Raw genomic sequence first — 20208 nt, 5'->3', positions numbered from 1 at the left:
ATTTTTTGTTAGTGAGCGCTTATTCGTTAGGGCTTAGGCTAAAGCGCTCTTTTGCTGATTTATACGCTATTTTATCCAACTTTTTGATATTCAAACTGTTCAATAAACTCATTGATCAGTGGGATATGGGGGGCAAGGTGTTGATGGTAATTAAGCCACTTGTAGCGTGATTCTGTATAAATAGGCTTTACTACCTGGTTGCTTGAAGCCGATAGCACGATTTTCTTTTGTGCGTGTTTATCGAAGTGTAAACAGTTTGCGCTTGGCTCCAGCCCTAAAAATTCAAATACTTTGCTCGCTTCTTGCTCTAGGTTGTCGACTAAGTCTTCATAGCGTACAAAATGCATGTTTAAGTTGAGCTCGTTTTGGTAGCGCTTAAACAGGGTAAACACTTGCTGGTAACGCTTGAAGCAGTCTTCTAAACGGTTTAGCCGAGCTTGTTCTTGGTTGTTGGCTGAGTTTTGTTGGAAGTTACTTAAGCACGTATCGGCGGGGTGGCGTAAACAAAAGATAATTTTGGCATTTGGAAATAGACTTACTATCAGCGGTATATCAATGGTGTAAAGGGGAAATTTATCGATAAGGCAGTTGCTTGTACTTAACTCGATATTGATTGAGTCTAAATAACTAAAATACTCTTGGCGAAGCAAGCTTAACTCTTGTTCAGTTAAGCTGGGCAAATCTTGTGGGTAACGTTTCTTCAGCTGTAGGCTGAATGCCTCAGTAACGTTAAACAATGAGCGGGTTTCACTCAATGTTGTCACCTTTTCATGGGTATCTAAGATGTTTTCTAGCAGGGTTGTGCCCGAGCGATTAAAGCCCATCATAAATACCGGTTGTGCACCTGTTTCCTTGTTCGCTTCGGTTGGTTTTAAGAAAGAAAGATCAAGCTTTTGGTAAAGTGCGACTTTATCTTTTAACACTAAACTTTGCGCTCGTTGGTGGTTTAATTTGGCCATAGCCGTGAAATCGACAAAGGCTTCAGCAAACTGTTGCTGCTTATCGTAGGCTTCTGCGCGTAGTTTATAAGCGGCTTTTTTACGCATAAAATCTAAACGTTCAAGTCGTTCATTACATAACAATTCAATGACTTGTTGGTGCTTATTATCTCGTGCTGCTAACTCTGCTTGGTAATAACTAATCCATGCTTTATTGACAAAATCTAATTCGGCTTGTTTTAGCAGTTGGGCCGCTTTGTGGTGCTCTCTAATAAACATTAAGGTGTCTATGGAGAACTCCAATTGCCATTCTTCAACAAATGTTGAGTGTTCGAGTAAGGCCTCTATACGCGCTAGCGCTATTTGTTTTTGATTCTGTTTTTTTGCCGCCGATATCAATAAGGCTTGGGCTGGGGCGAAATACCCTGACCAGCTTTGCATCTTTTCCGCTAAGGCTTCTAGCTCTGAATAGCGGTCTTCATCTAAATAGCATTCACCTAATGAGGCGGCAATGTTGGCATTGCCAATACTGCTGTCATAGTTAAAGCACTGCTGATATGAGGCAATTGCGGCTTGAGTGAAGCCTAGTGCTTTTTGGGCATTACCAATATTTTTGTAGGTAGCATTTCTTTGTTGGTCATTTTCAGCATAGGCTAGCAGGTTTTGGTAATGAGTTAATGCGCGGTCAATTTTTTGTTGCTGAAACAGCGCATAGGCTTCTAACTCAAGGCTTTTATAGTCTTGCTGTGATTTTAGCTTGTTGATCTTGTTTATGGTTGAAATAGCCTGACTGTACTTGCCAGCTTGCAGGGCCTTAACCGCTTTTTCCATAATGGCGTGCCGCATCTCGGGCTTCATTGGTTTTTCCTATAGTTCGCAACTATCGATAAATGCGCATTACTTTATAACAAGCTTCAACAATATGCTGCGTCGCCTATCTCATTGCAAAACACAAATTTGGTTTCACGAAAAAACGTTATCTATTCAGCGAATTTATTGATTAACCGGTAATTAAGCGTGATTTGGCTGTATTTTCAGCGATGAATCCTCATTCGTGGTCTTATTTGGTGCAAGACGAGGCGAATGCAGTGCAATATATCAAACTAGTGGTGATCAAAAGTAAACTAAAAGAACGGTATAAGCCTCTATGGTTACTGCATTGTTGGGGTTTTGTGTGGTTTTTGTGTGAGCTGGCGCAACATTTGCAAAATCCTTGTTGTAGGTCAAGGACAGACCCAAGCAGCAAGTAAATCAAGAGCCAAGTGCTCTACTTGTGAAAGGTGTATCACTGGTACGTACCAATGAACACGCTGAATCAAACCGACAGTTTTACTTTACTACTAAGCAATATAGGGAAATATTATGTCTTATCTAGCTCCTTCAGAGTTTGTTACCAAAATGGTTGATGCCGGTGAATCTAAAGTATTCATGTCAACCCGAGATACCGTTATTCGCGCATTTATGGCGGGGGCCATTTTGGCGCTTGCCGCTATCTTTGCTATTACCATTGCGGTAAACACCGGTAACTTCTTAATCGGGGCAATCTTGTTCCCCGTTGGTTTTTGTATGCTTTATTTGATGGGTTTTGACTTATTAACTGGAGTGTTTGTTTTAGTGCCGTTGGCGCTGTTAGATAAACGGCCCGGCGTAGATGTACCTGGCTTGTTGCGTAACTGGGGCTTAGTGTTTTTAGGTAACTTTGGTGGAGCCTTAACCGTTGCGGTGATGATGGCCTTTATTTTCACTTACGGCTTTAACATCGAAGCTGGTGCGGTGGGTGCTAAAGCAGCAGCCATTGGTGAAGCGCGTACCGTAGGTTATGCAGAACACGGTGTGGCAGGTTGGTTTACTATTTTTGTTCGCGGCATGTTGTGTAACTGGATGGTATCAATGGGTGTAGTAGGCGCGATGATTTCTACCAATGTTAGCGGTAAAGTTATCGCTATGTGGATGCCAATATTCTTGTTCTTCTACATGGGCTTCGAGCACTCTGTAGTAAACATGTTCTTGTTCCCATTTGGCCTAATCATGGGCGGTGATTTCTCGGTGATGGATTACTTCCTTTGGAACGAAATCCCTACGGCTTTAGGTAACCTAGTGGGCGGATTAGCCTTTACCGGTCTAACCCTTTACACCACGCACATCAGAACAGCGCCTAAGCGTAAAGTCGCTAAATCAGCGGTAGAAGCGCCTAGCAAAACAGCTTCTGTTAACGCATAAGGTTAATCAATGACGAGCCAGCTGAGTGTTTCGATAGGCCAGTGTTCTGATAAAGGCCGTAAGGCGCTTAATCAAGATTGTTATGGCGTATCTACTCCGCGAGGCTCGCAGCTTAGTCACAAAGGGTTCGCTGCTGTTATGGCCGATGGCATTAGCAGCAGCGAAGTTAGCCAAGTCGCTAGCGAAACAGCAGTAAAAAGTTTCTTAGACGATTATTATTGTACGTCTGAAGTGTGGTCTGTGCAGCACTCGGCAGAAAAGGTGCTAGACGCTACCAACTCTTGGTTGTACTCCCAGTCGCAACAAAGCCCTTATCACTACGATAAAAACAAAGGTTATGTATGTACCTTTAGTGCCTTGGTCATTAAGGGAAATACCGCCCATATTTTTCATGTGGGGGATACGCGGGTTTATCGTTTAAATGACAATGGCCTAGAGCAACTGACAAAAGATCACCGCTTATGGGCCGGTGAAAATAAAAGCTATCTAAGTCGAGCCCTAGGTATCAGTGAATACTGTGAGTTTGATTACCAAAGTTTACGGGTAAGCACCGGCGATATTTTTCTACTCGCTACTGATGGTGTGTATGAGTTTATAGATGCCGCGTTGGTGAACAGCACTATTCAAAACTATCCTGATGATTTAGAAGCCGCCGCCAAACATATCGTTGAACAAGCCTATGCGGCAGGTAGTGACGATAACCTTAGCTTACAAATTATTCGAGTAGACCAACTAGCGTCACAAACCGGTCTGCTTCTCAAGAAACAAGTCGAAGTGCTGCCTTTTCCGCCGCTGTTAGAGGCGCGAATGCAGTTTGATGGTTACAGCATTGTTCGACAAATTCATGCCAGTAGTCGTAGCCATGTTTATTTGGCCTTAGATGAGCAATCGGGTCAGCAGGTTATTCTTAAAACGCCGTCGGTTGATATGCGCGAGGTGCCAGAGTATTTAGAGCGTTTTCTTACTGAAGAATGGATAGCACGGCGCATTAACAGTGCGTATGTGCTCAAAGCCAACCGAACCCCGCGTGAACGTAATTATTTGTATACCGTATTTGAATTCGTAGAAGGGCAAACACTCGCTCAGTGGATTACCGACAACCCAAAAGCCGACCTTAGCAGGGTCAGAGAAATTGTTGAGCAGGTGGCTAAAGGATTGCGAGCGTTTCATCGCATGGACATGCTGCATCAAGATCTCAAGCCCGATAACATCATGATAGATAAAACCGGCACCATTAAGATTATCGATTTTGGTTCTGTGTGGGCGGCAGGTCTTGCCGAGCAAACCCAAGAGATAACCCAACAGCATTTATTAGGCACTGCCTTATACTCTGCCCCAGAGTTGTTTTTAGGTGAGGGAGGAAGCACTCGTGCCGAGCTGTTCTCTTTAGCCGTTATCAGCTATTACATGTTGTCTGGGCGTTACCCCTACGGGACAAAAGTGGCAGGCGCCAAAAGCCGAGCTGCGCAAAAACGCTTGGTTTACCAATCGGTGCTAGATAAAGACAGTGAAATACCGGTGTGGATAGATGATGCTTTAGAAAAAGCGTTACAAGTTAACCCCCAAAAGCGCCAAGAACAAATCACCGAATTTCTCTGTGATTTGCGCCAACCTAATAAAGACTTTTTACATAAAACACGGGCACCTTTAGTAGAGCGTAACCCGGTGGTTGTATGGCAGGGAATATCTGCGATTTTAGCTGGGGTGGTACTTTATTTAGTGAGTACCTAGCGAGCGTGATAGCCATTCAGTCAGTATTGTTTTTAAACGATGTTATGAATCATTACAGTAAATGAAAGGAAGCACAGATGATTACCAGTAGAGAAGAAGTAACCCAGTTAATTGTTGCCACTAAAGTGAAAAAAGGCATTAAATGGAGTGAAGTGGCAACGGCCATTGGTTTGTCTAAAGAGTGGACTACCGCCGCTTGTTTAGGGCAAATGACCTTTGATAAGTCTCAAGCTGAAGTGGTGGGCGACTTATTTGAGTTATCTGACGAAGCCGTAGCCTGGTTGCAAATAGCCCCTTACAAAGGCTCGCTGCCAACGGCTGTGCCAACTGATCCGCTTATTTATCGCTGGTATGAAGTGGTTAACGTATATGGCAGCACTATCAAAGAACTCATTCACGAAGAGTTTGGTGATGGCATTATGAGCGCGATTGATTTCTCTATGGATATTAAGCGTGAGGAAAACCCAAACGGTGATCGGGTAAATGTGGTGTTATCGGGTAAGTTCTTGCCTTACAAGACCTATTAATTTAGTTGCTAAAGTGTATTTAAATCAGCCGCAGGGCTGATTTTTTTGGTTTGTCACTCGACTCTTTGTTATCTAGTAATAATCGCTCTGTATTTTCCTTGGCTGTTACTTCCCCTTCACCTGCGTTGAGTCGCATAGTACTTAAGCGAACAAGCCAATGGTTGTTTGACTGTAGTGAGTTTCAATTGTTGGGTTTTAGTGGGAGGATCCTAGGAGCGAGAAGATGCAGGGCGGCCTTTCTTTTTCCTCCCTTTTTCTTTGGTCTTCAAAGAAAAAGGGAGTCGCCGTCAAGGCGAAACCTACTGTAAGGCTAAGTACTTAAAGATAAAGCTAGCGGCTGTAACGTTGTTTCTTACTACGTAAACGGCGTAACCATTGGAAGCGAGCTAGGCGTTGCATATCTTCAATGGCGTCACTCTCGTCAATGATTTCTTGGCCAAGTAAGGTTTCCAATATATCTTCCATAGTCAGTAAACCTTGTACTTCGCCATATTCGTTTACTACCACTGCAATTAAATCGCGGGCTTGCAACAAGCTCTGATAGGCATGGCGCACGCTGACACTGGCGGGTAGCATGAGTAGATCACGAGACAAATCACCTACTGGTTTATCACCAAGATTATTGAGTGCCGCCCCCATGATGTCTTGCTTATGTACATAGGAAACAAAATTGTCGCGATCATCTTGGTATACAGGGATCCGCGAGAAAGGCTCGGCTAAGTGTGATGCAATAAAGTCGGCCACGGTACTTTGCTGTTCGATGCGATGTACCACTGCGCGTGGGGTCATTACTTCGGTGACTTTTAACTTTTCTAGTTGCAGTAAGTTGCGCAATACTTGCGATTCACCTGGCTCAATCACCCCTTGCTGGTGACCCAGTTCGGCTAATGCGCTGATTTCTTCGCGCAAGCTTGAGAAGTCTTCTTCATGCTTGCCAATGCGATCGGTAATACGGTCGCTTAACCAAACAAAAGGATAAAAAACCTTAATCATTATCGGTAGCAGCCAAGCGGCGAAAGGGGCCAGCTTACGCCAGTAGGTTACACCTAAGGTTTTGGGGATGATTTCGGATAATACCAATACCAGCACCGTCATAATGGCCGACGAAATAGCCAGATATTGGGAGCCGTATAGTGAGGCTACTTGGGCACCTACACCTGCCGCTCCGGCAGTATGTGCTACGGTATTGAGGGTTAAAATTGCCGCTAAAGGCTTATCGATACTGTCTTTCAATTTGGCTAAATTGCTGGCCATTTTGGGGTACTGTTGCTGCTGCAACTGAATATAACTAGGCGATACGCTGAGCAACACAGCCTCTAGCACCGAACATAGAAAGGACACAAAAATAGCAAGACACAAAAAACTCACTAAAAGAAACACTTAACCCACCATATAGTTGTAGAAAGATTCAGCCATTAGCAACAGGTTCATGTAAACACATGTACTTGTATTAAAGACTTAGACTTAGACTTAGCCTTAGATTAGAGGTATTACTAACACGATGTGCCTAGGGATTATAGAAAAATCAAAAAAAATTGATTTTTAGCGTTCAATTTTTGAGCTGTCGAATATGATTACCTTGATGACTAGCTAGCCAGACACTACTGACCGGCTAGCATAAGTCTGCTTTAGAAGTGCCACTTCACTAACAATGATGCCACGCGCTCGTCTACATCAGAGCCGTATTTATTGTTCCAATAGGCATACTCAACACCTAAGTAGAGTGGTGACTTCAAGTTGAAATTTTTACCCGCGTTCCACTTAAATTGCGGAGTTAGGTTCATTTCTGACTTATTGGTATCACTGGCCGTTGACCAGTCCATGAAGCCATCAATTAAGAAATCTTGATTGCCAATGCTGAACGGTGCACCCCAACTAATAGATAGCTGATTGTCATCATCCCAGAGATCGTTACTGGCACGGTAAAGGTTAAGGTTGAAGAATTGGAAGCCTGGAATAGTTAAACCTACACCTACCCCGTATAAGAAGTTATCAAAGCCATCGCCCATCTCCCATGTACCCGCGATGAGCACATCATTAATCGGCCCAAAACTTAAGTCGCTACTGGTTAATTTACCAAAACTCAAACGTGGAGATAGCTCTCCATAAAAGCTACTTGCTCCCTCAGATGGCATTGTTCTGTCGATAAACAGAAAGTTGTCTCCCCAGCTGTGCCCGCTGGTATGCTCTAGCGTCATTACCTGCATTTTACCATTTGGGGTAAATTCATAATCGGTACCGTAAAGATAACTTAGGCTAAAGTCACTCCACTGCATTTCGGCTGAAGCCGAACCGGCAATGACTAAACTAGATAATGCTAAAGAAGCTAACTTGATGCGTTTGTTCATTATTGTATTCCCTTACTGTGTAATAACTTTTTACTTGACCATTTGGTCAGTCGTTGGCTACGAAGCAATAACTTGGCCAAGTGGTCAAGAATTTCTTTTCGTTAAATATGGGATGACTATTTATTGTTTTATTTTAGGGGTTTATGTTGTCTTATTTAGTTTTGGCTGGTGAGTGGGGTTAATCTTCAGTGAGGACGTTGATGCACAATAAACATGCGCTGATGGATACATTTTCACCAATATAACCCTTTGTTTTAGTGTGGCTTTAGTCTTGGGAGGCATGATTATTTTGTTATAGATTGGTTTCGTGTCGCCCTAGCATCTGAACGTATCTGGCTTTGAGACAAAACGTGGAGGTTTTCGCCACTACGACCAGGGCGTATTTGATTGAAGTAAAAGGTTTTATGCCGCAAAAGATTCGGTGCAAAGTAATGGGCATTACTCTGGGGGAGGGGGGTACTCCCTAGGCGTGACACCAAACCATCTCTTAAAAGCCTTGTGAAAACTGCTGCTGTCGCTAAAACCTAGGCTATAGCTAATTTCAAGAATAGTTAATTTTCCCGCTCTAATGAGCGTTGCTGCACGCTTTTTTCTGATCTGGTCAACGATAGCCACGAAGCTGGTCTTTTCTTGCTCTAGTCTGCGATACAACGTTTGGCGACTCATATGCAATTGCGCGCTGAGATCATCAACTCGAATAATATGGCCTTCAGTAAGATGCTCTCCGATTATCTCTGCTACCTGGTTTTTGATTTTTTGTGGGTGTTTAATGGAATCTAATGCCTCGGAGGCTGACTTAGCCATGACAGATTTTAGGTAACGGTTGCCAGTTGTTATGGGGTGTTCAAGCAATTTTGAGGAGAATGACAGCCGGTTTTGAGTGTCGTTAAAGCTTAAGTTTTCGCCAAAAATTGCGATGTATTTGTCTAGATAAGCGGGTTGCTTAAAAGTAAAACTAGCACTTTGGATGGAGAGATAGTCCGAGCTGAGCGCTCTAGCCCATGATACTAATGCGGCCATACTGCGTTCAATAGCTTGGTAGGGATAACCCCTATTTTCGTCAATATAAAGCGTTAGTGAGCAGATTTTTTGATCATGTTCAATTTCCCAGCGTTCAGAGGCATTCATCAAGGCAATGTTTTGTTGAAAAACATTCAACGCTTCTCCAAGGTTATCAGATTGGCTCACCCAACTGGCCAATAAACCTTTTGACTGAGGGTCAATCGTTTGGCCTAAAATTAGCCCGAAATCATCAGATGGGCTAAATTCGGCTAACAGATGCCACAGCGCTAATAGACGGGCCTCTGGAACACGAGCTAAGGGGTTTTGTGTATCTTCATGGTTTAGGTGTAAACGCAGGTACTGATCTTTGCCGATGGGAGGAAGCAATAGACACGCCTTGATCAAGTCCTTCATAGAGGCTACTGACACAGTGATAACAGTGCTCGGTTCAGTCATTAATGATACCAAGGGACAGCTCGTAGATACCGCGGGACATTTAGCCTCCTTAAATGTTTAGTTACAATAAAGCGCTTGAAGGTTTTATGAGAAACCAGCTTACAGTGCCATTATGCCTTGCTGTGTCATTTGTGAAAGCGTTAATCTACTTGCTCGAGTTAAGGCCTAGCAAGATAGGTTCAAGCTTAAGTAGCGGCGCTTTACTCAATCGGTATAACCAAGCTCCAAGTTAATGCGCCATAGTGCCAGATGACTTACTTAGAAAACCAAAAAAAGCATTTATAGACAGGGATAGTCATCAGTGAATTTTAGCATCTTAAATATCCAGTCCACCTTTGTGGAAAACACACTTAACTGGCTTACAGTTAGGCATCTAGGGAATTTAGCAAACGCCACGCTAATCGCGATGTTGTTGTCTTCTTGTGGCGGTGGTGGAGGCGATGCAGAGACCGTGGTGGTTAGCCAAATCCCATATATAGAAAAAGCTTACTTTAGAGATAGAGACGCCACCATTGACCAGCTATCTGGCGCTATTCATATGAGCATTCGCAATGCTCAAGGGGAAGCGTTTACTGAAAATTTGGATGTCAGCGTATATTGGTTAGACCAACAAGCGCGGCCGGTGGGTGATCCGATACTCCAATTGGTATTAAACCATCCCTATAATGTGGCGCTGCCAAATAATACTTCGGTGCCGGAAGGTGTTAACAAATTATTATTACTTATCAACAATGAAGACCCGCAACTGGCTAAGCAAGCTGTTGTAAAGTTTGATGATTTTAAAGGTAATGCAGAAGTTTCAGGTTCTGGCGGGAATGAAAAGGAAGCTTGGTACTATGGAGTAGAGCGACCCAAAATACTTGCTTATAAATCGGCAGCTGCAGGGGGAACCTGCCAATATGATAATGGGCTGGTTGCTGTTTCAGATATGAACAATCGCAGGGACACAAATTGGGAAAGTGGGGTCTACTCGCCGGGACCTAATCAGGTGAATGAAGCGGCCTATCCGCCATACCAGTTCTTATGTGGTGAATCGCCAATCAATGAATATAAAGCAATATCTGACGAAATAGGCGTGTGGACATATTCAACACTGAATGACGCGATGTTTTACGGAACCTTTGTATATGACACTTTCCTTAAGCATTTGGGCGAGCCTCCGCTAGAAGACAAGATTCGTTTAAGAGTGCACTACGGTTACGAATTTATTGTAGATGCATTTTGGGACGGTACCTACGCCAGTTTTAGTGATGGCTATCCTAGTCAGTACTCTACCGCGTCACTCGACGTCATTGCCCATGAAGTGGCTCATGGCGTGTTGAGCCGAGTGTCTGCCTTAACACTATTTCCTAACCAATTGAGTGTTGATGGGAGAACTCTACACGAGGCCTTTTCTGACATATCAGGGGTGTTAATTAAGCATGAATTTCAATATGACGAAGCGGAACATCTTTGGATTCATGGTGCTGAATCTCATGGGGCAACCCGACGTTTAGATTCTATCATCACTGAATCTGCCGCAGTGGCTAGCTATTTTGACTACAGCGAGGCTGGTGACAACTATTACCTTCGTATTGGATTAATCACTTATCCGTTTTATTTGCTATCGAATCAATGGGGAGTGGCGTCTGCATATCAGGTGTTTTTACATGCAGCGAAGACTTGCTGGCAAGCCGATTCTACATTACCCGATGCCGCCAAATGTATTATTGAGTCAGCCGGAGAGCTAGGCCTGCCAACTCAAGACGTGGTTACGGCGTTTAAGGCAGTGAAAATAAAGTTATTTGAAGAAGGGGTGTTAAGTCACTTTACGCATAGTACCCATGGGCTTCAGAGCGAGTTCACGGATAATAGCCAAAGTACTAGCGTAGTGTCTCAATGGCAGTGGGAATTTGGTGATGGTTCAGTGTCTGGCGAACCTAATCCTGTTCACCAATTCGCTACTGCTGGAGATTACACGGTGATATTGAAGGTGCTTGATCAATCAGGTGACCAAGATACGTTCCAACGCATTGTCACTGTGACAAATGAATAAATGACCCTATTGCGTACTTCTTACGGTGTACTTGTTTAACAAAACAAAACTAAAAGGCAGTAGGACGATGAGCCAATGAAAGCATTTTTAATCAAACTCGCGTTGGGTAAAAGCCAATATTCAACGTGGTTTTTATTCGTTTTCTCTCTTATTGCTCCTTGCGCTGTTTTTGGCGATTGGCCTTGGTTAGACAACGTTGCGTGGGTGATGCTTATCATTCTTGGTGTATTTATTTTTATTACTGGGCTTGTGGGTAAAGAAGAGGCTAAACAGAGCAAAACTTGGCCAGTAGCCATTGCCACCCTAGAGCGTTGTTATCTCAAACATCATACCTCTAACAAATCTGTTCGCTACTATGCGCCGGCTATTCAATGCCGTTTCTCAGTGGGGGGGAACGTGTATACAGGGACCGAATATGATTTTAGCGCTGATTACACTACGCGCGCCATAGCGCAGGCTAAGCTTGATGAAATATCATCCTTAAAGCAGTTAATGATTCGCTATAAGCCTAGTGACCCGTTTACCAATGTCTATAAACCGGGCATGCATGCAGTCCATTTCATCAGACAGCTGATAGGGTTTACAGCGGTATTAATATCTAGCCTGAGTATGTTAGGCATTATTCGTTATTGATCAGTTGGTTAAAGATTGCTTGGATAGTGGTTGATAGAAGCTGTACTTATAAAGACTAGCGGAAAAACGTGTATAAAAGTGCTTTTATACGTCTAACTCAGCGGCTTAGATATAAAAAAACGGTAACTCAATGAGTTACCGTTTTTTTGGTGTTGGTGGAGCTGGCGGGTTTCGAACCCGCGTCCAAAACCATTCTAACCAATGGCGCTACATGCTTAGTTTGTCTTTAATCTCGTTAGCAAGCTGCGAACAAACACGCCACTTACTAACATACCAGAATTCTATTTCGCGGTTCAGCTCTCTAGTCAAAGCATCCCTCGCTATCTTGTTTGGGTTTGAACTTCTATGATTCCCCGTCTTACAAGCGGAAGCTAGGGTAGAAGTGCTCTAGCGGGTTATTAAGCTGCTAGTGCGTAGTTTTCGTCGTTTGCGACTATTTTTTTGCGGCTTTTTACGTGGCAAACCGCCCCACGACATGCTCCACAAGCCTTCCTGATCCTGTCGAATCCAATTCAGCCCCGGAATTACTCAGCTATTCTAACACAAGCGCTATGCAAACAGATAGACACTAAAATTTGAATGCTGTTTATTTGTCCAGTTTAGGCCGCTAGTTACCTAAAGCTGTGTTTCATTACTCTGTCTTTAGTACGCTGCCATTCGCGGTCTTTTTCATCTTCGCGTTTGTCTTGATCTTTTTTACCTTTGGCTAAGCCTACTTCTAGTTTAGCCCAAGAGCCTTTCCAGTATAGGGCGGTAGCCACAATGGTGTAACCTTGACGTTCTACAGCGCCGATCAACTTATCTAGCTCGCGCCGATTAAGCAGCAGTTTACGAATACGTGTTGGGTCGGCCACTACATGGGTAGATGCCGATAACAGTGGTTGAATGTTTAAACCTGAAATGAAAGCTTCACCATCGCGTACGTAAACGTAACTCTCCGCGATGTTAACCTTTCCGGTTCGCATGGATTTAACTTCCCAGCCTTGTAGTTCCATACCCGCTTCAAATTTGTCTTCGATACGGTAATCATGGCGCGCCTTTTTATTTAGCGCGATGGTATTAGAACCTACTTTTGATTTTGATTTTTTCTTGCTCATGGCGGCTATTATACGCATGCAGCGTGGCTTTAAAACTGATATTGTGCGGATTAGCCAAGCTAATGCTAAAATGTTGCCAGATTTGAAGAAAGAGTGGGTTATGCCGCAAGTAAACCGTAGTGCTTTGGTGATGTTTAGTGCCAAACAAATGTACCAGTTAGTCAATGATGTTGATGCGTACCCACAGTTTTTACCGGGGTGCGTGAGCAGTGAAATACTCGAAGAGAGTCCGTCGAGTATGTTGGCGCAAGTGGGCGTAGCCAAGGCTGGGATAAAAAATAGTTTCGTCACTGAAAACACCTTAACCGAAGACCAATCAATTCAGATGAACTTGGTCAATGGGCCATTTAAGTCTTTAACGGGTGTCTGGCATTTCATCGCGTTAGACGAGCAAGCCTGTAAGGTGATGCTAGATTTGAACTTTGAATTCAGTAATAAGTTGATTGCAGCCGCTTTTGGTCGGGTTTTTCAGGAGTTAGCGGGTAATATGGTGCAAGCGTTCGTAGATAGAGCAAAACAGGTGTATTAGTGGTGAGTGAGCAAATAAATATTGAAGTTGTGTATGGCTTGCCTGAGCGCCAAGTACTGTTGGCTTGCAAGGTAGAGCAGGGTTGTGATGTATTAACCGCTATTAAGCTTTCGGGTATTGTGGACCATTTTTCAGAAATAGACCCTGAATCTGCATCGGTAGGCATATTTAGTCGAGCGGCTAAATTAAGCCAAATGTTGCACGATGGTGACCGAATAGAAATTTATCGGCCACTAATTGCTGATCCTAAAGAGCTAAGAAAAATTCGTGCCGAGCGGGCTAAAGCTGCCGGTAGGGCCGATAAAACCACCGGTGGTAGGCCTAAGGCAAAAACTACCGACAGTTAACAAACAAAAAAGCCAGATAATGATTATCTGGCTTTTTGCTATTAGTGAGAACTATCCGGCATCTAATGGCACCATAAAGTCTTCGCTAACTTCATAGTCACCCTCAATTAAGGCTAAGTGGTCGTTTACAAATTGAACCACTAAGTTACGCTTTTCTAGCGGGCCATTACCGTTTTGGTAACTATATAAGTAATACCAGCGCTCTTGTTCAAAAGCATCAATTAACATTGGCGTACCCAGCACAAATCGCACTTGCTCTTTACTCATGTTGATTCGAAGCTGTTCTACCTTTGCATCATCGATGTAATTGCCTTGGGGAATATCAATCTTGTATACCATCCAGTCAAAGGCTGAACAGGCACTTAGACTTAAACTGGCTAGTAGGATAAAAATCTTTGCTGTAAAACGCATGGTTAATCGAAGCTCCTTGTTAAGGAAGGCATCATAACTAAGCCCCGCCAGAAAAAGAAGCATCGATCGCGAAGAAATTAGTCGCTGATTAATAATTCTTGCGCGTTTGCGAGGGCTGAAGGGGTAATTTCGTCCCCGGCAAGTAAACGCGCTAATTCTTCTAAGCGTTGTTTTGCTGACAATGTTTGCATATTAGTGATGGTTTCATTTTTCTTTTGCTGCTTGCTCACTAACATTTGTTGGTGTCCATGTCCGGCAACTTGCGGAAGGTGAGTGACACATAGTACCTGACATTGCTTACCCAACTGGCGAAGCATGCTGCCTACTACAGCAGCTGTTGGGCCACTAATACCGACATCAACTTCATCAAAAATGAGGGTAGGGGTTAAAATGCTGGCCGAGCAGATAACCTGAATGGCTAAGCCAATACGGGATAGCTCACCGCCTGAGGCGACTTTTTCGATGGCCTGCATCGGCTGACCTGGGTTGGTTCTTACTAGTAGTTCAACGCGGTTAATACCATTAGCATTGATAAACTGCTCGGCATCACTGTGAACTGAAAACTCACATTGTGCTTTGGCCATACTGAGTTTATGTATTTCTTTAGTGATCAATTTACTGAGACTATTAGCAGCACGTTCGCGACTTTTAGATAGTTTATTCGCCTTGCCAAGATAGTGTTGCCATGTTTTTTCAATTTCTTCGGCAAGGTGCTCAAAACGTTCGCTTTGTTGGCTCATGTGATTGAGCTGGGTGTGTAAGTTTTGATGCAGCTCAGGTAATAACTCAGGGGTGGTTTGATGCTTCCTGGCTAGTTCTAGGGCGAGGCTGAGGCGTTGTTCTAACTCGGCAAATAACTCAGGGTCATCGTCTAGCTCTTCACTGTAATGGCTAAGTTGTGATGTGGCCTCTTCAACTTGTATTTGGGCTTCGTGCAGTAGGTTATTGATGGCGTCTAATTTGGGATCTAACTCCAGTAGCTGACTGGTGGTTTTACAGGCCTGAGCCAGCATATCAAGCACATTGACTTGTTCGTCATGGCCCAGCAACAGAGTAAGCTGGTAGCTGGTTTGTTGCAACTCGGTACTATGTGATAAACATTGGTGTTGCCGCTCAATGCTTTGGTATTCGCCTTCTTGAAGGGCAAATTCGTCTAACTCTTTCACTTGGTATTCAAGTAGTTGTCGCTGAGCGGCGAGTTCTTTCTGCTGTTGTTCTGCTAACTCTTGCTCGTTACACAGGCCCTTCCACATTTGGTAGGCTTGTTTTACTTCGCCTATTAACTGCGGATGAGCGGCATATTGGTCGACGATAGAAAGCTGCTGGCTAGGTTTTAGCAGCAGTTGATGTGCATGCTGGCCGTGAATGCTGATCAGGTATTGGCCTAAGCTCTTAAGTTGTGCCAAAGGTACAGCGGTGCCATTAATATAAGCTTTAGAGCGGCCTTCTTTAGTGACTACTCGACGCAAAATGCATTCGTCGTCACTCAGCAGCTCATTTTGTTGTAACCACAATTGGGCTCGCTGATTGGTACTTATATCAAATTGAGCGCTGATTTCAGCTTTGTCGGCATCTTGCCTAACCATTGATGCTTCGGCGCGATTACCTAAACACAAGCCTAGTGCGTCAATCGCAATCGACTTACCGGCACCGGTTTCGCCAGTAATGGTGGTCATACCTTGATGTAAGTCGAGTTCAAGAAATCGAACAATCGCAAAATTTTGTACGCTTAATTGAGTGAGCATTTCCATACCTGTTTATTCATACAGTTGCTGTATAAATATATAGTTCTATTTTTGAGCTTGCAAGCTAAAATTCAAAACTGATTGTTTTTTATCCTATTTTTCGGTTGCTTGTACCTTCACATTTGTGTCATAAAAGTAGTGCATGTTTATCATTCGAGCGATGTATTCAAACCAAGCAACTTGGTTTACTACTTAACCCTATAAATACATGGAAGAATATTATGTTGAATAAACGTTTAACACTGAGTGCTTTAGCGCTTAGCATGGGTGCAATTGTTAGCGCACAAGCCAGTGCAGAAACCTTACGTCTACTCACTTGGGGTGGTTACGCCCCACAAGAAGTGATAGAGCTGTTTGAAAAAGAGACGGGCATCGAAGTGAAGGTGACCAAATCAAACAATGAAGACATGATCTCTAAGTTACGTGCAACAGGCGGCTCTGGTTTTGATTTAGCCCAGCCTAGCCAAGACCGCATTACTGGTGTTCAACAGCAATTCGGCATTTATCAGGCTATTGATCTAACCCGTATTGAACAGCAACAAATGATTACCTCTATGTTGGACGCCACTAAGAAAAACACCGCAGTAGGCGACCAAGTATTTGGCGTCCCTCACGTTTGGGGAACCAGTGGCTTAGTGGTGAACGGTGAAATGGCCAAAGATGTCGCTGATTATACCGACTTATGCCAAGACAAATATAAAGGCAAAGTGTCTTATCGTTTGAAGCGTCCAACTCTGATTGGTTTTGCTTTCGCGTTGGGAGAAGACCCATTTGCTGCTTATTCTGACCCTGCAAAATACCAGCAAATATTGAATCAAGTAGAACAAAAATTGGTCGAATGTAAACCTATCGTTAAAGCTTACTGGTCTGGCGGTGATGAGTTAATGAACTTAATGCGCTCAAATGAGGTGGTTGCGGCCATGGCTTGGGATGCTGGTGGTTGGAAGCTCAACCGTGACCAACAGAATATTCAATTTGTTGCACCTAAATCTGGGGCTCTTGGGTGGATTGACACTTTTGCTATCCCAAGAAAATCAAAGGCGGTTGATGCGGCTTACCAGTGGATCAACTTTGTTATGCGCCCTGAAATAGCGGCAAAAATCACCGAGTCTGCAGGTAATTTCACTGCTTCAAAAGGATCGGATGCTTACGTTAACGAAGTGGCTAAGGCCCAATTTAACGCCAGCTTTTCTAGTGATGATATCGACAACATCAAGTGGTATCCGGCTGTACCTGCGGGCTTAGAAGCCATGGAAGGTAAGGTATTAGATCGCGTTCAAGCGGCAAAATAAGTGTATGGGGCCAACCGGCCCCTTTAAATTTCAAAGTGAGTTTTTATAGTGGCAAATGTTAAATTTGATCTGGAATGTGAAAGTCTCACCAAGCAATTTTCTGACTTCACTGCGGTTGATGGCTTAAATTTTAATGTAGAAGCGGGATCGTTTTTTTCTATTTTAGGGCCATCCGGTTGTGGCAAAACAACGTTGTTGAGAATGCTAGCGGGCTTCGAATCGCCCAGTAAGGGTGAGATTAGAATTCATCAACAACGGGTCAACGAATTAGCGCCTAATAAACGCCCAGTGAATATGGTGTTTCAGCATTTAGCACTCTTTCCCAATATGAACGTGGCCGAGAATATCGCTTACGGCTTAAAGCGTCGGGGGGTTAAGGCTGCTGAACGGCAAATTAAAATCAGTGATGTACTTAGCCGAGTTGGCTTAGACGGAAGCCAAGATAAACAGATTTCACAGCTATCAGGCGGCCAAAAGCAACGAATCGCTATCGCGCGTAGTTTGGTATTAGAGCCAAGCTTGCTATTGCTTGACGAGCCTTTGGGCGCCTTAGACTTAAAGCTTAGAGAAAAAATGAAGGTTGAGCTAAAACACCTGCAACGAGAGTTTGGTACCACCTTTATTTATATTACTCACGACCAATCAGAAGCTTTGGTGATGTCTGATAAAGTCGCAGTGATGAATAATGGCCGTTTTGAACAGGTTGCCAGCCCACAGCAGCTCTACTTTCAACCCGATACCGCCTTTGTGGCCAAATTTGTGGGACAAACTAATCAGTTATCAGCGGTGGTATGTGAACAGCGCCAAGCGAAGGCTTTATTAAAAACCGCGCGTGGACGCCACTTGATCGTGGAAACTAAAGTACCGCAAATTGCCAAAACTACGGTCAACATTTTTGTTCGACCTGAAGTTATCGGTATTGCTAAGGCAGGGCAAGATATTCAAGCTGATAACCAGTTTGATGTTGTTGTTGAAGAGTGTTTATTTGATGGCGCGAGTTCTACTTTAATGGTTCGAGATACCCATCATAATGAGGTCTATCAAGTTGCCCCAGGCGCAAATTTGGCGCTGCATAACATCAGCGTGGGCAGTTTACTGCGCATCTATTGGAATGCCGAGCAAGCAATGTGCATTGTAAAAGGAGCGAGCAGTGAAAGCTAAAGGCCTAGGTTTTTACTTGTTATTGCTGCCATTTTTATTGTGGTTTGTATTGCTGATTGTGTTGCCACACATGCAAATGCTTGAGTTATCTTTGATTAAACGAGATTACGCAGCAGGCGATAGCGTGGGTGGCTACCAATATCAACAGTTTTTTGGTGAACCACTGTACTGGCGCACTCTAATGCGTACCGTGTGGATGTCCTTATTAGCTACCTTCATCACTTTGTTAGTGAGTTTTCCAGTGGCATTTTTCATTGCCAAAGTGGCTAAGGGCAAATCAAAACGCTTGTTATTACTGACTTGTTTATTGCCATTTTGGGTCAGTGAGTTAGTGCGTACTTACGGCTGGATGATTCTGCTGCGAGAGTCTGGAGTGATAAGCAAAGGGCTTATGGCCTTGGGGTTAACCGAGCAACCTATCGAGTTTCTGTATAACGATGTAAGTATGTTAATCGGTTTGGTTTATACCTCGATGTTATTTATGGTGGTGCCGCTGGTGAGTACCTTAGAAGGTCTAGATAAAAGCTTGATTGAGGCCGGTTATGACCTAGGCGGAAACGGTTGGGATGTTACTCGTTCCATTATTGTTCCTTACGCGATGCCTGGCATAGTGTCTGGTTGTATTATGGTGTTTATGCTGTGTTTAGGTAATTACCTCACCCCAAGGTTATTAGGTGGGAAAGACAGCCTGTGGTTTACCGAGCAAATTTTCACCCAGTTTATCACCCGCTTTAATTGGGAGTTAGGGGCCGCTTTTGGTGTGATCTTGTTACTGGTATCCTCGTTTGTTGTGGCCCTAGGCTTGAAGCTTAGTGGTCAGTCGTTTAGCCGAACATTGGGTCGATAGGGGGATTTATGTTACATCAACTACGCGGTCCGGCTAAATCGCTTTACCAATTTTACATGGTCGGTTTTTTAGTTTTTTTGGCCTTACCTTTAACCATTGTGGCAATCTTTGCTTTCAATGATAGTTTGTATCCAGCCCTGCCTTGGCAAGGTTTTACCTTAGATTGGTTTATCGGCCAAACCGAACCTAAATTAGGGATTTTATATGATGACGGCTTGCTTTCTAGTATTGGGGTGAGCGCTTCAATTGCTTGCTTGGTAACCCTCGTGTCTATTGTGTTGGCTACTGCAAATGCCTGGTTGTTTGTTCGCTTCGATTTTCCTGGGAAAAACTGGCTATACATTGGCTTATTGCTACCGCTGGTCATTCCTGGCGTTATCCTTGGGGTTGCCATTTTGGTGGCCAGTAGTAGTTTGGCAAATAGTATTGAGAATACCTTTGCTTGGGAATGGGAATGGTTACGACCCGGTTTTAGCCTAGTGGTGATTGGCCAAGTGGCGTTTATCACTACTATTTCAACTTTAGTTATATTAGCTCGTTTACGTAAATTTGACTTTAGTTTAGAAGAAGCCGCGTTAAATTTGGGAGCAAGTTCTTGGGTTGCTTTTATTACCGTAGTGTTGCCGTTTCTTACCCCTGCCTTACTTGGCGCCGGAGTGGTGAGTTTTCTTATGTCTTTTGAGAACTTCAATACCACCTTGATGTTAGTTGGCTCTGACGCCCCTTTAACTATTGCCATGTATGACCGTTTACGCGAAGGCTCCACGCCGGTGCTAAATGCGGTATCACTATTGTTAATGCTTGGCTCTGCACTCATCGCTCTGATATCCATGCTGTTTGATAATGAGCAAAAAAACAACACTTAGTAAATTCGATAAAACAGCAGCTA

Annotated in this window: 18 protein-coding genes and 1 other RNA gene; 11 read left to right on the top strand and 8 right to left on the bottom strand. The window is 43.7% G+C overall.

The genetic code is table 11. The features are described 5' to 3' along the window. Window positions 1–71: 71 nt before the first annotated feature. Window positions 72–1796, bottom strand: coding sequence for a tetratricopeptide repeat-containing sulfotransferase family protein (locus tag ACVFI8_RS04390; RefSeq protein ID WP_248714663.1), 1725 nt, complete (start codon window positions 1794–1796; stop codon window positions 72–74). Between the two features lie 504 nt (window positions 1797–2300). Here ACVFI8_RS04390 and ACVFI8_RS04385 point away from each other — a divergent pair. The 3 genes from ACVFI8_RS04385 to cynS all read left to right on the top strand — a co-directional run bounded on the left by ACVFI8_RS04385 (window position 2301) and on the right by cynS (window position 5416). Further along, complete coding sequence (locus tag ACVFI8_RS04385) at window positions 2301–3158, top strand: formate/nitrite transporter family protein (RefSeq protein ID WP_248714664.1); 858 nt, start codon at window positions 2301–2303, stop codon at window positions 3156–3158. 9 nt (window positions 3159–3167) lie between these two features. Further along, window positions 3168–4889: a protein kinase domain-containing protein gene (locus ACVFI8_RS04380; protein WP_457873106.1), complete on the top strand. Its 1722-nt coding sequence runs from the start codon at window positions 3168–3170 to the stop codon at window positions 4887–4889. Window positions 4890–4966: 77 nt separating this feature from the next. Next, a complete protein-coding gene (cynS, locus tag ACVFI8_RS04375) occupies window positions 4967–5416 on the top strand; it encodes a cyanase (RefSeq protein WP_248714666.1) in 450 nt (149 codons plus the stop codon). A gap of 330 nt (window positions 5417–5746) precedes the next feature. On the opposite strand, the gene ACVFI8_RS04370 is transcribed toward cynS, so the two are convergent. From ACVFI8_RS04370 to ACVFI8_RS04360, 3 genes are all read right to left on the bottom strand, one after another. Continuing rightward, window positions 5747–6796, bottom strand: a complete 1050-nt coding sequence (locus ACVFI8_RS04370) for a hemolysin family protein (protein ID WP_248714667.1) — start codon at window positions 6794–6796, stop codon at window positions 5747–5749. A 248-nt stretch (window positions 6797–7044) separates the two neighbouring features. Then, on the bottom strand, window positions 7045–7764 hold the full coding sequence (locus ACVFI8_RS04365) for an outer membrane protein OmpK (RefSeq protein WP_457873105.1): 720 nt from the start codon (window positions 7762–7764) through the stop codon (window positions 7045–7047). A 438-nt stretch (window positions 7765–8202) separates the two neighbouring features. After that, entirely contained in the window at window positions 8203–9180 is a 978-nt protein-coding gene (locus ACVFI8_RS04360; protein WP_457873104.1) for an AraC family transcriptional regulator ligand-binding domain-containing protein, read from the bottom strand. A gap of 343 nt (window positions 9181–9523) precedes the next feature. Between ACVFI8_RS04360 and ACVFI8_RS04355 the strand changes: the two genes are divergently transcribed. Together ACVFI8_RS04355 and ACVFI8_RS04350 are read left to right on the top strand one after the other, a co-directional pair. Further along, window positions 9524–11257, top strand: a complete 1734-nt coding sequence (locus ACVFI8_RS04355; RefSeq protein ID WP_457873103.1) for a PKD domain-containing protein — start codon at window positions 9524–9526, stop codon at window positions 11255–11257. A gap of 75 nt (window positions 11258–11332) precedes the next feature. After that, window positions 11333–11890: a DUF3592 domain-containing protein gene (locus ACVFI8_RS04350; protein WP_457873102.1), complete on the top strand. Its 558-nt coding sequence runs from the start codon at window positions 11333–11335 to the stop codon at window positions 11888–11890. Between the two features lie 153 nt (window positions 11891–12043). On the opposite strand, the gene ssrA is transcribed toward ACVFI8_RS04350, so the two are convergent. Beyond that, window positions 12044–12410, bottom strand: a transfer-messenger RNA (tmRNA) gene (gene ssrA / locus ACVFI8_RS04345). 91 nt (window positions 12411–12501) lie between these two features. Then, the gene (smpB, locus tag ACVFI8_RS04340) at window positions 12502–12987 is read right to left on the bottom strand and encodes an SsrA-binding protein SmpB (protein WP_248714673.1); all 486 of its coding nucleotides are present in this window, start codon (window positions 12985–12987) and stop codon (window positions 12502–12504) included. A gap of 100 nt (window positions 12988–13087) precedes the next feature. Between smpB and ACVFI8_RS04335 the strand changes: the two genes are divergently transcribed. After that, window positions 13088–13516 (top strand): SRPBCC family protein, encoded by a 429-nt coding sequence (locus tag ACVFI8_RS04335; RefSeq protein WP_248715598.1) that lies wholly within the window; start codon window positions 13088–13090, stop codon window positions 13514–13516. After that, window positions 13516–13863, top strand: a complete 348-nt coding sequence (locus tag ACVFI8_RS04330; RefSeq protein WP_248714674.1) for an RnfH family protein — start codon at window positions 13516–13518, stop codon at window positions 13861–13863. Before ACVFI8_RS04335 ends, ACVFI8_RS04330 begins: the two co-directional genes overlap by 1 nt. Before the next feature lie 51 nt (window positions 13864–13914). On the opposite strand, the gene ACVFI8_RS04325 is transcribed toward ACVFI8_RS04330, so the two are convergent. Next, window positions 13915–14274, bottom strand: a complete 360-nt coding sequence (locus tag ACVFI8_RS04325) for an outer membrane protein assembly factor BamE (RefSeq protein WP_248714675.1) — start codon at window positions 14272–14274, stop codon at window positions 13915–13917. Between the two features lie 77 nt (window positions 14275–14351). Then, window positions 14352–16019 carry a DNA repair protein RecN gene (recN, locus tag ACVFI8_RS04320; protein ID WP_457873101.1) on the bottom strand — a complete coding sequence of 556 codons (1668 nt, stop codon included), beginning with the start codon at window positions 16017–16019 and terminating at the stop codon, window positions 14352–14354. A 221-nt stretch (window positions 16020–16240) separates the two neighbouring features. On the opposite strand from recN, the gene ACVFI8_RS04315 reads away from it, so the two are divergent. The 4 genes from ACVFI8_RS04315 to ACVFI8_RS04300 are packed head-to-tail and all read left to right on the top strand — an operon-like array spanning window position 16241 to window position 20185. Next, window positions 16241–17311 carry an extracellular solute-binding protein gene (locus ACVFI8_RS04315; RefSeq protein ID WP_248714677.1) on the top strand — a complete coding sequence of 357 codons (1071 nt, stop codon included), beginning with the start codon at window positions 16241–16243 and terminating at the stop codon, window positions 17309–17311. A 48-nt stretch (window positions 17312–17359) separates the two neighbouring features. Further along, window positions 17360–18472 carry an ABC transporter ATP-binding protein gene (locus ACVFI8_RS04310; RefSeq protein ID WP_248714678.1) on the top strand — a complete coding sequence of 371 codons (1113 nt, stop codon included), beginning with the start codon at window positions 17360–17362 and terminating at the stop codon, window positions 18470–18472. Further along, window positions 18462–19319 (top strand): ABC transporter permease, encoded by an 858-nt coding sequence (locus ACVFI8_RS04305; protein ID WP_248714679.1) that lies wholly within the window; start codon window positions 18462–18464, stop codon window positions 19317–19319. The genes ACVFI8_RS04310 and ACVFI8_RS04305 overlap by 11 nt, the downstream gene beginning before the upstream one ends. An 8-nt stretch (window positions 19320–19327) precedes the next feature. Further along, window positions 19328–20185, top strand: a complete 858-nt coding sequence (locus ACVFI8_RS04300) for an ABC transporter permease (RefSeq protein WP_248714680.1) — start codon at window positions 19328–19330, stop codon at window positions 20183–20185. Window positions 20186–20208: the final 23 nt, after the last annotated feature.

The sequence above is a fragment of the Agarivorans sp. MS3-6 genome, from assembly GCF_054112545.1.
Note: the sequence above shows the minus strand (reverse complement) of the source record. Positions and strands in the feature narration are given on the sequence as shown.

What these genes read in the sequence shown, in the direction of transcription:
- ACVFI8_RS04390 (WP_248714663.1), bottom strand. Translation starts at nt 1,796, where the DNA reads ATGAAGCCCGAGATGCGGCACGCCATTATGGAAAAAGCGGTTAAGGCC.
- ACVFI8_RS04385 (WP_248714664.1), top strand. Translation starts at nt 2,301, where the DNA reads ATGTCTTATCTAGCTCCTTCAGAGTTTGTTACCAAAATGGTTGATGCC.
- ACVFI8_RS04380 (WP_457873106.1), top strand. Translation starts at nt 3,168, where the DNA reads ATGACGAGCCAGCTGAGTGTTTCGATAGGCCAGTGTTCTGATAAAGGC.
- cynS (WP_248714666.1), top strand. Translation starts at nt 4,967, where the DNA reads ATGATTACCAGTAGAGAAGAAGTAACCCAGTTAATTGTTGCCACTAAA.
- ACVFI8_RS04365 (WP_457873105.1), bottom strand. Translation starts at nt 7,764, where the DNA reads ATGAACAAACGCATCAAGTTAGCTTCTTTAGCATTATCTAGTTTAGTC.
- ACVFI8_RS04360 (WP_457873104.1), bottom strand. Translation starts at nt 9,180, where the DNA reads ATGAAGGACTTGATCAAGGCGTGTCTATTGCTTCCTCCCATCGGCAAA.
- ACVFI8_RS04350 (WP_457873102.1), top strand. Translation starts at nt 11,333, where the DNA reads ATGAAAGCATTTTTAATCAAACTCGCGTTGGGTAAAAGCCAATATTCA.
- smpB (WP_248714673.1), bottom strand. Translation starts at nt 12,987, where the DNA reads ATGAGCAAGAAAAAATCAAAATCAAAAGTAGGTTCTAATACCATCGCG.
- ACVFI8_RS04335 (WP_248715598.1), top strand. Translation starts at nt 13,088, where the DNA reads ATGCCGCAAGTAAACCGTAGTGCTTTGGTGATGTTTAGTGCCAAACAA.
- ACVFI8_RS04325 (WP_248714675.1), bottom strand. Translation starts at nt 14,274, where the DNA reads ATGCGTTTTACAGCAAAGATTTTTATCCTACTAGCCAGTTTAAGTCTA.
- recN (WP_457873101.1), bottom strand. Translation starts at nt 16,019, where the DNA reads ATGCTCACTCAATTAAGCGTACAAAATTTTGCGATTGTTCGATTTCTT.
- ACVFI8_RS04315 (WP_248714677.1), top strand. Translation starts at nt 16,241, where the DNA reads ATGTTGAATAAACGTTTAACACTGAGTGCTTTAGCGCTTAGCATGGGT.
- ACVFI8_RS04300 (WP_248714680.1), top strand. Translation starts at nt 19,328, where the DNA reads ATGTTACATCAACTACGCGGTCCGGCTAAATCGCTTTACCAATTTTAC.